The following is a 13411-nucleotide window of genomic DNA, read 5'->3' as shown; positions in this document are numbered from 1 at the left end:
ACTTGCTGGCATCGTGGGCCCCATAGCGTCTTCAAAAATTTCCAGCTAAATCAACCGAACCATTCAACCTAGTGGCATGACAGGCTTAATACATTGGGCCAAAGTTGCGAAGCCAGTCGTGGTAACAAGGGGCTTGAGCATCTTGCTGCTTAACGATCAGGTGACGGTAACAGCCATGTAATTTAGCCCAACGAATTGAGGCAGCCACGCTACTAGCCATTCAACCTAACCATTTAAGATGCAGCTTTCACCCATCGTCGATATCGTTATCGGCCTCCTATTCGTTTACTTAACCCTCAGTCTGTTGGCTTCGGAAATTCAAGAACTGATTGCCACCCTGTTGCAATGGCGAGCCGCTCATCTGAAACAGTCGATCGCCCAATTACTGGGCGGCGGCAGCCAATCCACCGTCAGCGGCCGCGCTCCCCAGCGCCCCGGCGACAGCACCCGCGCCGAACAACTGACCGAACGCCTCTACGATTCCCCCACCATCAACAGCCTGAACCAAGAGGCTCGGGGGTTGTTAGCCACCGGTTTTCGCAAGGGCTTTCGGGTTTTTTGTAACCTGATTGGCCTCAGCAATCCGATCTTTGGGCAACATACCAGCGCCCCTTCCCATATCCCGCCCAGTTCCTTTGCCGATGCGTTGCTGTCTTCGGCCAAAATTCCCGAGCTGATTCGTACCGTCAGCCTGCGGCGGTTTGAGCAATTTACCCAAGATTTGGGGCGACAAACCCGCCAACTGTTGCAACCGCAACTGAGCGATTCGCGATTGACCCAACTGCTCGATCGCTTTGAACAACGCCTACGAGACATCACCACCGACTATCGATCGGGGAAATTTGACCTCAAAATCAGCCTCACTCGAGTGTTGAACTCCGTCGATCGGCTCATTAGCATTCTGCAAGCGGCCCACGTGCCCGAGGTCGATCGACTGGTGATCCTGCGGGACGACACCTTTGAAGACCGCGAGGGCCACACGATTTTGCTGGCTGCCCTGTTGCCCTCCACCGAAGAAGTGCTGGATGGGTTGCGCCACAAACGCGCCATCTACCAGGAAGTGCAATCGGTGATTGCTGAATTGCGCGATGCCAATGACCCCACTCGCAAAGGCTTGGAAGAGGCCCTGAACCTGTTGCCCGAGCCTGTGCAAGACAACCTGTTGCTGCTGGCAAAGCGGGCCCGATCGCGGGCAACCTCCGTGCAAGAGGATTTCCAGGAATTCCAAAAGGAAGTGGAAGGTTGGTACGATCGAGCGCGCGATCGGGCATCGGGGGTCTATCGCCGCAATGCGCGCGGGGTTTCGATCCTGTTGGGCATTGTCCTGGCGGTGGCCAGCAACGCCGACACCTTCAACATTGTGAGCAAGCTGTCTCGGGATACGGCCCTGCGGCAAGCGGTGAACGCCTACGCCGATCGAGTCGTCCAAACGGGCAGTGCCCCCGGAGTTCCTTCGCGGCCCATGCTGCCCAAGTGGTCGGAAGTTAGCCAGGACATGCAGGCGGCTTTGGATGAAACCACCCTCCCGATCGGCTGGGATTCCAACAAACTAAATGAGCAACTGCGCTACGACAATCGCAAACCCAAAAACCAAGGAGAAGTGATTTGGGTCTTAATTCGCACGGCTTTGGGCTGGCTGGTCACGGGCTTGGCGATCGCGATGGGCGCACCCTTCTGGTTTGACCTACTGGGCAAAATCATGCGAGTTAAAAACACCGGCAAATCAGAAGCATCCTAACTGTCCAGATTGTCCAGCACTATATTGGCGGTGATAAAATTTCGTGAGTAGGTTATCGGCTCACTCACAACGCCTCAGGGCCGAACCATTCGCCCATGCCAAAAGTCACAACCACAACGTCTGGGTCTGGCGGTTCGGGTTGGGTTTGGTTGCTGTTGCTGTTGGGTGTGGGGGCGATCGGGGGTGGGCTTTGGGGGCTAACGAGCTGGCTGCTGGGTCGATCGCCCGCCTTGCTCACCCAGGCCCGCCAAGCGCGATCGACTCCTTCAATTCCCCGCCTTGCGGAAACCAACCAGCAACTCACCCAGCAAATCAACTGGCTGCAATTGATCCCCCCTTGGCCCCTGTTGCCCCATGACCAGGCCCAAGCCCAATTGCCCACGCTCAAAGAACAGCAATCCGCCATTAACCGCGAGCTGACGATCGCCCGGGGCCTGAACACCGCTGAAAATGCGGCCATGAAAGCCGCCCGCTTGGTGCAAAATCCGCCCCACCCGCCGGATGTTTGGCAACAGGCCAAGCAGCAATGGCAGTTGGCCATTCAAACGTTGGCGAGTCTGCCGCCGGACGCGTTGACGGGGGCAGTGATTCAAAGCAAGCTAGTCACCTATCGATCGAACCTGGCGGCGATCGAACAGCAATTGGCTGTGGCAGTGCAGGCGGTGGAATTTAACAATCGCGGGGTTGAGGAACTGAACAACGAACGCTACCGCGAGGCGATCGCTTGGTTTCAGCAAGCCCTGGCTCACAATCCCAAGATGGCGGAGGCCCTGTTGGGGCAAGGGTTGGCGCAAGTGGCCCTCCAAGACTATCGATCAGCATTGGAGTCCTTCAATCGATCGATTACTGCCAAGGGTGATTTTGTTGATCCCTATCTCTATCGGGCGGAAACTCGCTATGAATTTGGTGATGCGGCCGGGGCCATGGCGGACTTGGATCAAGCCATTGCCCTGGATAACCAGCGGGCGACGGCCTACCTGCTGCGAGGGGTGATCCATTTTGCCGAAGACCAAGCCAATCAAGCCCGATCGGACTTAAACAAAGCTGTGGAGCTGTTTTCGCAACAGAAAGATTTTGATGCTGCAACCCAAGCCCGCACCCTGCTGGCGCAACTGCCCGCTGAATTGCCGCCCGCTGAATTGCCGGTGACGGAATCTGCCCCGCCGGACAATCCAGCAGTGGCGTTGGAGGACGATGACGATGATGATGACGATTACAAACGCCGTCGTCGTCTCTCGTTGCAGGATGTGCGATCGACCTGGGATCGGGTGCGCCGCTCTGGTCGCCGTCGCCGCTAGGCTTTGCGATCGACCACTTTCCCCGATGCCCGCAGGCTGCCCAATTTCAGGATCCCCAACTGTCCATGACCGCGAACCGATCGAGCGTCAACACCTCAAGAACAATCTGGCTGGGAGCCAAGGCCGCCCAGGTGCAGCGGGCGATCGCCCAAGGTCTTTGGGGCCCCTTTGATTGGGTGCTGACCCCTACCCGGCAAGCGGCCCGGGCGATCGGGGTGCAGGCCCAATCGCTCGATCAACTCCTGAAGCGGTTGCGACTGGATGGCAACCTGGCTCCGGTGCTGATGCGTCAGCGGGCTTTGCGATCGGCCGTGGCGAAGGTTTGGCCTGAAGTGGAAGCGGGTCAATATGCCAATACGATCGCCCCCGTGATTCGGGAAATGTTGCACAACGGCTGGTCTCTGGCGATGGCGGCCCAGGAACCTACCTTGAGCGATCGGGCGCGGCGGTTGGTGACCATTGCCCAGGCTTATTTACAAGCGCTGCAATTAGCGGGCGATCGGAAATTGGGCGATCAGAAACTGGATGATCAACAACTAAGCGATCAGCAACTGGGTGATCAACAACTGGGCGATCAACAACTGGGCGATCAATCCATGCAGCGGCGGGCTGTCGATCGACCAGCCGATCGACTAGATGCGGCCCAAATTTATGGACAGGCGGCTCAGGCGATCGCCCAGGGTGCAATGGATCCCCTGGCGTTGGGCCTGTGGGGTTATGGCTATTTGGCTCCCGATGCGATCGCCCTTATCGATGCCCTGGCGGGGCCCGGCAGTTGCCTTTGGTGGCCCGACCACCTGGCTTTGCATCGGCTGCTGCCGGCCTGGGAACAGCGGGGCTGGACGGTGCGATCGGCGGCGGAATTCTTTGAGGAATTCTTTGAGGAATCCGAGGCAACAGCCTCCCCAACCGAATGCCAACCCTGGCAACGGGCGATCGCCTTTCCCACCCTGGAGGACGAGGTGCGCTGGGTTCTGGCCAAGGTCAAACAGCATCTTCATCAGGGCGTACCGGCGAACCAAATGGTGCTGATTGCCCGCGATGAGCAACGCTACGGGCCCAAGTTGTTGGAGGTGGCGCAGGAATTTGAAGTTCCGGTGCGGTTGCTGTATGGCGTGCCCCTCACGCAAACGCGGGTGGGCCATTGGGTGCAATGCCTGCTGGAAGCGGCCCAACAACAATGGGCCTATGAGCCAGCGGTGCAATTATTGCGCCACCCGATCGGGCGCGATCGCCTAGAAGGTCAATGGGAAACGGCCCGCCGCCTACGCCCCGATCGCCCCAAGGCCTGGGTTCATGCAGGCCTTGATCTTGCCGATTTGGCCCCACCGGCCCAATCGGCCCGCCACAGTGCCACCCGTGAGCAGTGGGTGAGTTGGGTGCAGGACTGTGCCCGATCGCTGGAGATTCGATCGGGCGCACAGCATTGGCCCAGTGAAGCCAACGCCCTCAGCAGCCTAAATCACCACCTGATTGAGCTAGCCCGTCCCAGCCACGAAACCTTAACCCTGGCCAGCTTTGCCCAGGAATTGCGGGAACTGTTGAGCCTCATTTCCGTGCCCCGTCACCCCGGCCGAGGGGGCGTGGAATTGCACAACCCCGCCAGCCTGATTGGGGCCCAATATCGCTACGGATTTGCCCTGGGAATGGTGGAAGGCTGGTGGCCCGCCCCGATCGCCCCAGATCTAGCCCTCGACTGGTTCGATCGACGCGCCCTCACCCAAGCCGGGTTTCCGATAGCTGGCACTGCCGAACTGGCGGATCAAGAACGCCTCCAGAACAGCGCCGCCTTTGCCACCATCCAAGAGCAATTGGTGTTCAGCTATCCCCAGTGGCACGGCCAGCAACCCCAATCCCCCAGCGCCCTGCTCCGCGATCCCCAAATCAAACCCACCGAGCCGGAGCCGGTTCCCGATGTCAGCCCTTTGGCCAGTTGGCAGCGGTTTTTAACCCGCCCCGATCGCCCCACAGACCTGGCCCAGGATCCCTTCGGCCCAGTGCTAGAGCGAGCTTGGCGGATGGAATGCCAACGATTGCGCGGCGGCCAGCCCGATCGCCCGGAAGATTTGGCGTTTCACGGTTTCCTTGGTTCCCTCGCTGCCATGGATCCCGATCGACATACCTTCAGCGCTTCCCAAATCACCGATCTGGGGCAATGTCCGTTCAAATACTTCGCGCGGCGCGTTCTGCGGCTCCAAGAACCCCAAGAAACCGAAGCCGACTTGCCCCGCAACAGCAAAGGCAACCTTTACCACCGCGTTTTGCAAAAGCTGGGGGAACAACAGCGCGATCGGCAGGCACCCGTTTTCAATGACCCTGAGCAACGGTTGGCGGCCCTCGAAACCTGGCTGACCGAAGCGGCCACCGAACTGCAACTGCCGCGCCACCTCACTTGGACAGCCCAGCGCCAAGAACTCCTGGCCCAATTGCAGTGGTTAATTTTGCAAGACACCTTTTTACCCGCCGGGTCCACAATCCTCCATTGCGAAGTGCCCTTTGAAGGGGAGTGGCTGGGCCTGAAGGTGAAGGGCATGATCGATCGGGTGGATCAGTCCCCCGATGGCTTGGTTCTAATTGATTACAAAACCGGCAAAGCTGAAGGAGCCAAAGTCAAAGACCAAACCGGCCAAGCAAACCTGGATGTGCAACTGTTGGTTTATGCCAGCGCCGCCGCCCAACTGGCTCCCGAAACCCCCGTCGCCAAGGCCTATTACTACAGCCTGCGGGAAGCGAAACTCGTCTCGCCTCAATCGCTCACCAGTGACAACCCAGAGGTGGGAGCTTTGGTGCAACGGTTGCGCCACCACCTGGCCGCAGGGGAATATCCCGTGGATCCCGATCGGGAATATAAAGCCTGTCAGTTTTGCGAAGCCTCATCGGCCTGTCGTTGTGTCCAGGATGGCTGATTACAAGCGGAATTCGCCCTACGATGAGCTGAGCAACCGCCACAGAATGGTCTGAAATTAGTCTGGAAGTAGTCTGAAAATTTCCTGAATTTGAGACTCTTTTCCCTGCGATTGTTAGCCGTTACGATGCACGGATGCTGATTCTCGATCGCGATCGGGTCGATCGCTCAGCCTCCTCCCCTTTCTCCCCCCTCCTTCCAGGTGTCTGAACGTCGCCGTTTTCGTCCGATCGACCAACGACCGTTCCAAAAAATTTGGATTGGGGCTGCGTTCTTTGCAGTCACCCTCATCATCTCCGTCACGGGCTACATGATCGCCGGTTGGGGGTTCCTTGATGCCTTCTACATGACCATCATCACCGTCTTTGGCGTGGGTTATGGGGAAATTGGCCCCATGACCCCCCATTTGCGGGCCTTCACGATTTTTGTGATCATCGCGGGCACTTCTTCGGCGGTCTACACTGTAGGGGGGGTCTTCCAAGCCCTGGCCGAGGGCGAAATGAATCGGCTACTGGGGGCCAGGCGCATGAGTCGAGATATCGATCGCCTCAAAGATCATGTGATCATTTGCGGGTTGGGCCGCATTGGTCGGCTATTGGCCCGCAAGCTGGTGGAAACGGGCCAACCCTTCGTGGTGATTGACTCCAATCCTGATCGGGTGGAGCGGGGTGTCAATCTGGGCTATTTGGTTTATGAAGGCAACGCCACCGATGAATCGGTTTTGCGAGCGGCGGGCATTGAGCGGGCCAAGGCCCTGGCCACGGTGTTGCCCGATGATGCGGAAAATGTGTTCATTACCCTGACCGCCCGGGGCATGAATCCCCACATGACAATCGTGGCTCGGGGCGAAGCGGCCAGCACCGAAAACAAGCTGAAGCTGGCCGGGGCCGATCGAGTGGTTTTGCCAGCTAATATTGGGGCGGAGCGGATTGCTCAAATTTTGAATCACCCCTCTGCCCTCTATTTTTTGGAAGAAGACAAGGGCCGAGCCACCCTCAGCGAAATGCTGTCGCGGTTGGATGTGAAGCTGGACGAAGTGCCCGTGCGTCCCCAATCCCCCTTGGATGGCCGGACGATCGGGGACGTGGAAGTGCGTGGCCATGGCACGTTCATCGTTGTGGCCCTGCTGCAAAAGGACGGCAACACCATCATTCACCCACCCCAATCGACGCAACTTTATCCGGGCGATACGCTGATCGTGATGGGTCACAGCGACGATATGCCCACCTTCGTGTTTGGTCGGGAATATAGCCGCAACCACAACCGCAACCAACGCTATCGCGGCCTACCCCGTTAGCGGGCAGCCACCAGTCTTAGACCGAGGTTCAAGGAACGAATGCCGCTAATTTCAGCCCCAATGACCAACGCTGACCCGGATTCGGGGCCCGTGGTCAATCATCGCCGCCCGTTGTCTTGCTGGGCGATCGGGATTGATCGGGCCGGGTGGTTGCGGGTTCGCCCCGCCCAAGTGCTGCGAGGGTTGCTGATGGTGGGGGTGTTGTTGTGGGGTTGGGGGTTAATGGCGTTGCCGGTACGGGCCGAGAGCCTGACGGATTTGCAGCGGTTGTTTCGGAACACCGTTTGCCGCCACTGCGATCTGAGCTATGCCAACTTGGCGGGGGTAAACCTCAGCGATGCCTACTTGGGCGACACGGATTTGGTGGGGACTGATTTACAAGGGGCTTTGCTCGATCGGGCCAACTTGACCCGGGCCCGGGCAATTGGGGCCAGCTTTGCCCAGGTGCGTGCTGACCATGCCAACTTCAGCAACGCCGACCTCAGCGGAGCCAACCTCGCCCAAGCCCACCTGAAGGCAGCCCGCCTCAACCGCGCCACGATCGTTAGCGCATCGCTCGAAGGCAGCATCCTGCACCAGGCCGAACTCACCGAAGCGGACTTGCGAGACAGCAACCTCACCCGCGCCAACCTCTCCCAAGCCGACTTAACCCGTGCTTCTTTGACCTATGCCCGCTTGAACCAGGCCGACCTGCGGGGCAGCATTTTGCGAGGAGCCGACCTGCGCCAAACGGACTTCAGCGGCGCGGACTTAACCGGCGCAGACCTGACGGATACGAATCTGGAAAAGGCGATCCTTTGCGGCACTCGTCTGGCCGATGGCAAAGTGTCGCGCCAAGGCTGTCCCCGATCGCCTGCGGGTGATACCATCAAAGGCGGAAAATTTTGACGCAAACGCATAGGGGACGGACATCATGGATATCATCACCCTCGGTTGGGTTGGCTTGCTGACGGTTTTCACCTTCTCGATTTCGATGGTGATTTGGGGCCGCAACGGCTTCTAAGTTCCCGGGGCTGTGGCCAAGTCTGTTGCCGAAGCTCGATGTTTAAGAATGCATTTCAGGGATCAATAAAGATTGTCGATCGGGTTGATTCATACACCCTCGATCGACAGTTTTGTTTAAGTGGCTTTATCTTGTTTTTAGACCCTTGATTTTTGATTTTTGGTGAGGATTCCCGTGGAAACTTCGGCCTTAACCGTTTTATCGATCGTGGCCATGGGCTTGATGGTGGTGGTTACGGGCGGCATTGTGTACCTAACGGCCGCTGAGTGGCGCGATCGCCGCCGCCAAAAAACTCCTCAAAAGCGCTAGGGACTGCCGTCAAATCGCCTGAAACCCTGACTCCACCGTTGGCAGATCGTGGGGGACAAGGGGCTTGAGCATCTTGCTGCCTAACGATTGGGTGGCGGTAACAGCCATATAATTTAACCCAGCGAATTGAGGCAGCTACGCTAGTAGGGTGGGCAGTGCCCACCAAATTCAGGTAAACAAATCCAGGAAGGCAAATTCAGGTAAATAGAAGCCTAGAAGCACATTTTTGAGTTTGCACATTCTTGGCTAGGTAGACTCTTTGGGGGCTAGATGAACTCTGGACTAGACTGCAAAATTTTCGGCTAGTTCCTGGCCTGTTGCTGATACATCGCTCGCAACACCAAGGCCGGATCAATCCAATCTTTCCCGTATTTAATACCCCAATGCAGGTGCGGCCCCGTGGTGCGGCCCGTCATGCCCACGCGCCCAACCCGCATCCCCGTGGTTACCGTTTGCCCCTGGAAAATACGTAATCCCCCATCGAGATCGCTCAAATAGCGGCGACCTTGCCAGGTGGCCACCCGTCCCATCATGTGACAGTAGGTGTGTTCCCAAGCGCCGGACTGGATCGTGATTGCCGTGCCACATAGCCCACCGTCAGACACTCGGATAACCCGGCCGGCCCACCAACTGCGAATATAGCTACCCTTGGGGGCGGCCAGATCTAGGCCCTTGTGAAACTCCACGCTGCCCCCCCGACGACGGTAGCCAAAGGGCGAGGTATAGGTCTGGAAGTTCTCGACGGGAAATGAACCCTGTTGCCATGAGGTGCGACGGCCCGATCGATCCCATTGATTGCCTTGTCCCGAGTTGCCATAGGGATTGACATAGTTGGGATTGTAGCCCCCGGCATAGTTCCCAACGGAGTTGACCTGGTTAATATTCCTGTTGTAATTGCTGCCGGAATTATTACCATTATTACGAACAGGATTACCGTTGTTGTAACCGTTGCTGTAGCTGTTGTTGTAGTTGCTATAGCTGTTGAAATTGCTGGAATTAGTTGGGCTATTGGTTGGGGAGTTTCGATTAGCAGGACGGTTGGCCGCTGGCTGTGCAGAATTGAATCGATTGTCTGAAGAATTTTGGTAATTGGTGTAGCTATTACTGTTCTGATAGCTGCTGTAATAGCTAGTCGCGTTGGCGCTTTGGCGTTGAGCTTGGGCAGTATAGTTCGTCACGTTCAAGGGCTGAACAGGGCGCATCTGCGGCTGCCAGTTTGGGTCGGCTTGGCCACGAACGATCGCTGCCGACTCGGCAATCTGTCGCCGAGAGTCCTCGATGATTTCGGCAGGGGGCGAGCTGGGAGGCGCGTCAAGGCTGGTGGTGGCGCTGTGCTGGGGGCGCTGCCACCAAGGGGCGATCGCCTCTGCTGACAACAGCCCCACCCCAAATAACCCCGCGATCGCCGCCAATTGCCAGTGGGCGCGAGCGAGGGCCCGGGGTGATCGGGCTTTGCGCACCAAAGCCTCGCCAGTCAGGGGCGGGGAGGGAGGCTTGGAAAGTGAGAAGCCGTGGTTCGATCGAGCTGGGGGCAAAGCAGGACGGTGCAAGGTGCGTGGCGGCATGGGCGGTGGAGCGTTAGCGCCCGTCAACGTGACATAACGTCACCGACTCTACAAAAAAAAATTCGCTCCGTCCACTCCTGACCAGCAAGCTAGTCCCAAAACGACGGATGCTGAATCCTAGGAAGTTGCCGATCGTTCAGCCCCCCAAGAAACGCAAGAATTTTGTTCTAAAAGGTTAGCCTAGGTGCAGGCTAGAGAAGAAAATGTGCTTTTTTATCCACAAAGCTTCGTTCAAGCTTCGTTCAAGCTTCGTTGTAGCTCCATGGAAAACACTGGGGCAACCTCTACATCTTTTCTGCAATCATGGGGCCATGGTTCTGCGAAAGAGGCTGAGCCATTAACCTTTTAAGAATCCAGCAAAAAAACACAAATGCCTTGGAGATTAATCGATCTCAAGGGAAATTTCTGAGATAGAAGGTCTTTAGATAGAATGAACCCAGGGTGGATTTTAGAACAATCAGGAATGGTGGGTTAGCCCTTGGGTATTGTCTGGGAAAGAGTCTTGGGGGAATTGCTCAAGACTAGGCACAGAATTAAGTGCTTAAGGCTGGGCGCTCAAGACTAAGTGCTCAAGACTAAATGCTTAAGACCCAATACCCATGATTGGACTGAGGTGATGCTGAGCTGAGGTGACGCTGAAGTGATCGAGTTCCTTGTCAAGTTGCACTACAAGCTATTACAGCGGGTCTGATTATGAATGACCAACAACAGTTGGGGTTACCTGGCCGATCGAATCAATTTCTGACCTATTGGCAATGGGGAAATCTGAGCGATCGACCGCTACTGCTGTTGCACGGGCTGGGCGATTGTGCGGCGGTTTGGGAAGGAGCAGCCCAAGAGCTGGCCAAAAAAGGCTATGGCGTGGTTGCGCCGGATTTGCCCGGCCATGGGAACAGCAGCAAGGGCGATCGCCCCTACACCACCGAAGCAATCGTCGAAGACTTGGAAGCCCTTTGTAATCACCTGGGCTGGTCTCGGGTGACGGTGGTGGGCCACTCTTGGATGGGCAAGGTTGCCACCCGTTGGATGCAGGATCTGCCCCAGCGATTTCAGCAGGCAGTCATTGTTGATCCATTTTTTATTGGCAAAATGCCTGATTGGTTGCGTTTAAGCTTCCCAATTTTGTATCGAACCCTGCCATTTTTGAAGCTAACGGGCCCGTTTCCGGATCAAACTTCAGCGGAAGACTGTGCTCGGCAACTCAAGCAATATCGTGAGTGGAATCCATGGCAAGCAGCGGCCTTTGCGGCAAATCTGGAACAGAAAGATGATGGTACTTGGGGTAGCAAACTAGATTTGCTGGCGCGCGATCGCGTGTTTGAAGATGTGCTTGGAATTGCGGGCTTCCAAAAGTCAGTTTCCTTGCCCACGTTGTTGATTTTGCCGGAACAGGGCTTGAATCAATTTGCTTGGCAAACTCGCGATTTCCATCAGTTCTGCGAGCGGCTGACGGTGCAGACGGTTCCCGGCAATCACTGGCCCTTTCTGAATGACCCGATCGGGTTTGCAGAAACGATTGATCGATGGCTCATTGCGCCCGCCCAAGAACGCCATAATTTTGGTCAAGTGGCACAATTTGATGTGGTCTGAACGCTGGGTCTGAGGGCTGGATTACTCTGTGCAACTATCCTGAGCGAGGCTCAACAACCAACCGGAGATTCACCGAACAGCGGTGCTGAGGGACGGAACTGCTGTTGAGAGCATGTTTTTGGTTAAGCTGTTTGTTGAGATCGTGCTGTTGAGATCGCGTTGTTGAGATCGTGCTTAGACGGCAGGTGGTTTGGATCTCGATCGCGTGATTGGGGGCAATTGGAACCCAAGCGATTCAGACCCACGCGACTCAGACCCGGATAATTTTTTTAGATTGGCACTCGCCCAAGGAGATGTTCCCGTGCCGACGGATGCCCAGCCTGTGACCGAAGAAGCCTTTGGAATTGTGCCGATTTATTTGCCCCAGTCGGGCGATCGAGCAGAGGCTTTGTTTTTGCTCGTGCAGCACCGGGCAGGACATTGGGCGTTTCCCAAGGGCCATGCGGAGCCGGGCGAAAGTGCCCTTGAAACAGCGCTTCGGGAATTTACCGAAGAAACCGGCATTCAACATTGCACTCCCGTCACCGATGTGCAGTTTGTTGAAACCTACTGCCGACAGAATAAACTGGTGCAAAAAACGGTGACTTATTTTCCTGCTTGGGTTTTGGATCGGGAAACCAACCTGCAACCGGAGGAAATCCAAGACAGTGCTTGGTTGACAGCAGAAGAAGCCCGATCGCGCATTACGTTCCCGGCTAATCGGGGAGTTCTTGAATCGGCGCTGGAATGGCTGCAAGCCCTGGCAACTTTGCCTATTCAAACCGAAGAGTAACGCTAGCTCCGTTGCGCTAATTCCCGTTCATGCAACTCCAATTAGCGCCAACCCCCATTAGCCCCGCATTTCTTGCCCCGTATTTCTTGCCCAAGCCCCTTCGCCCATGCTGCTCGATCGCCCCGTATTGTTTACCCTTCTGGTTGTCGCGACGCTAACCATTGGCGTGGGGGCGATCGGGCTATTCATTGGTGCCATAGCAAGGCTCTTGGGTCGGCGTTGCCTGCGCAAAAGCCTCGTTGCGGCCTATGGCAGCGCTTTGGTGGGTGGAGCCTTGGGGGCCCTGGCTTCCTTGTCGGTGACCTTCCCGGTCTCTTTGTTGACCCTGGGCATGGCGGGCGCTTTCGCGGCCACCCCGATCGGCACACTCATCGTTCTCTATGTGACGGGCAAGCGCCGTCCTCGCCGCCGCCGCGCTTCCACCTGAGCACCTGAGCATTCAGCGGGCCCAAAAACCCGCCCCCAACTCCTTTAGTGATTGGCTGGTAGTGATTGGCTGGCGGTAGTGATTGGCTGGCGATTTGCTTGACCCTTGCCACTGCGAGCCGCCCACGGGACTCGGCAAAGCTCAAGACTCGTCGTAGGCCTCCAAATCCAGTAAGTAGATGTAAGGCTCAACTAGCTCTGGCCGCTGAAAGGCGATCGCCCGCAGCAAGTGCCAGTCTCGCAACCCCTCAAAGGGCGTGGCATAATCATCCCGCTCCAGCCGGAGCGCCAACTCGGCCACATCTTGCTCAGTCATTTGGGCAACGGCCGGTTGTGAAATATGCAGTACTTCCACGGTTAAACCTCCTCCAAGCCCTAGACTGATCTTAAGCCGGATGAACCACCAAACAATCGATTTCCCTTGTTTTGGTACGTTAGTTCATGAAAGCGGCCATCGTTCGCCCAAAAGTTAAACCGAAAGTTAAGCCACCAGCTAAACCACCAGCTA

At 56.8% G+C, this 13411-nt stretch carries 12 protein-coding genes; 10 read left to right on the top strand and 2 right to left on the bottom strand.

Annotated features, from left to right (window positions below):
- Positions 1-238: 238 nt before the first annotated feature.
- The 7 genes from H6G52_RS17075 (at position 239) to H6G52_RS18855 (ending at position 8550) form a co-directional block, all read left to right on the top strand.
- On the top strand, positions 239-1738 hold the full coding sequence (locus H6G52_RS17075) for a hypothetical protein (RefSeq protein ID WP_190529901.1): 1500 nt from the start codon (positions 239-241) through the stop codon (positions 1736-1738).
- Positions 1739-1833: 95 nt separating this feature from the next.
- Positions 1834-3036 carry a tetratricopeptide repeat protein gene (locus H6G52_RS17070; protein WP_190529899.1) on the top strand — a complete coding sequence of 401 codons (1203 nt, stop codon included), beginning with the start codon at positions 1834-1836 and terminating at the stop codon, positions 3034-3036.
- Between the two features lie 65 nt (positions 3037-3101).
- Positions 3102-5942 (top strand): PD-(D/E)XK nuclease family protein, encoded by a 2841-nt coding sequence (locus tag H6G52_RS17065; RefSeq protein ID WP_190529897.1) that lies wholly within the window; start codon positions 3102-3104, stop codon positions 5940-5942.
- A gap of 201 nt (positions 5943-6143) precedes the next feature.
- Positions 6144-7238 carry a TrkA family potassium uptake protein gene (locus H6G52_RS17060; protein WP_370567733.1) on the top strand — a complete coding sequence of 365 codons (1095 nt, stop codon included), beginning with the start codon at positions 6144-6146 and terminating at the stop codon, positions 7236-7238.
- A 39-nt stretch (positions 7239-7277) separates the two neighbouring features.
- Positions 7278-8126, top strand: a complete 849-nt coding sequence (locus tag H6G52_RS17055; protein ID WP_190529895.1) for a pentapeptide repeat-containing protein — start codon at positions 7278-7280, stop codon at positions 8124-8126.
- Positions 8127-8151: 25 nt separating this feature from the next.
- Positions 8152-8241 (top strand): cytochrome b6-f complex subunit PetN, encoded by a 90-nt coding sequence (petN, locus tag H6G52_RS17050; RefSeq protein WP_099531567.1) that lies wholly within the window; start codon positions 8152-8154, stop codon positions 8239-8241.
- A gap of 174 nt (positions 8242-8415) precedes the next feature.
- On the top strand, positions 8416-8550 hold the full coding sequence (locus tag H6G52_RS18855) for a hypothetical protein (protein WP_255407478.1): 135 nt from the start codon (positions 8416-8418) through the stop codon (positions 8548-8550).
- 302 nt (positions 8551-8852) lie between these two features.
- Here the strand turns inward: H6G52_RS18855 and H6G52_RS19200 are convergent, their stop codons facing one another.
- Positions 8853-9431, bottom strand: a complete 579-nt coding sequence (locus H6G52_RS19200; protein WP_370567736.1) for a M23 family metallopeptidase — start codon at positions 9429-9431, stop codon at positions 8853-8855.
- Between the two features lie 1377 nt (positions 9432-10808).
- Here H6G52_RS19200 and H6G52_RS17040 point away from each other — a divergent pair.
- The 3 genes from H6G52_RS17040 (at position 10809) to H6G52_RS17030 (ending at position 12904) form a co-directional block, all read left to right on the top strand.
- Positions 10809-11705: an alpha/beta fold hydrolase gene (locus H6G52_RS17040; RefSeq protein WP_190529893.1), complete on the top strand. Its 897-nt coding sequence runs from the start codon at positions 10809-10811 to the stop codon at positions 11703-11705.
- Between the two features lie 301 nt (positions 11706-12006).
- On the top strand, positions 12007-12477 hold the full coding sequence (locus tag H6G52_RS17035) for a bis(5'-nucleosyl)-tetraphosphatase (protein ID WP_199291319.1): 471 nt from the start codon (positions 12007-12009) through the stop codon (positions 12475-12477).
- 106 nt (positions 12478-12583) lie between these two features.
- Complete coding sequence (locus H6G52_RS17030; RefSeq protein WP_143472881.1) at positions 12584-12904, top strand: hypothetical protein; 321 nt, start codon at positions 12584-12586, stop codon at positions 12902-12904.
- A gap of 141 nt (positions 12905-13045) precedes the next feature.
- Here H6G52_RS17030 and H6G52_RS17025 read toward each other — a convergent pair whose 3' ends face one another.
- On the bottom strand, positions 13046-13258 hold the full coding sequence (locus H6G52_RS17025) for a DUF2555 domain-containing protein (RefSeq protein ID WP_304441447.1): 213 nt from the start codon (positions 13256-13258) through the stop codon (positions 13046-13048).
- Positions 13259-13411: the final 153 nt, after the last annotated feature.

It is taken from the genome of Limnothrix sp. FACHB-881, from assembly GCF_014698135.1.
Classification (GTDB): domain Bacteria; phylum Cyanobacteriota; class Cyanobacteriia; order CACIAM-69d; family CACIAM-69d; genus CACIAM-69d.
Note: the sequence above shows the minus strand (reverse complement) of the source record. Positions and strands in the feature narration are given on the sequence as shown.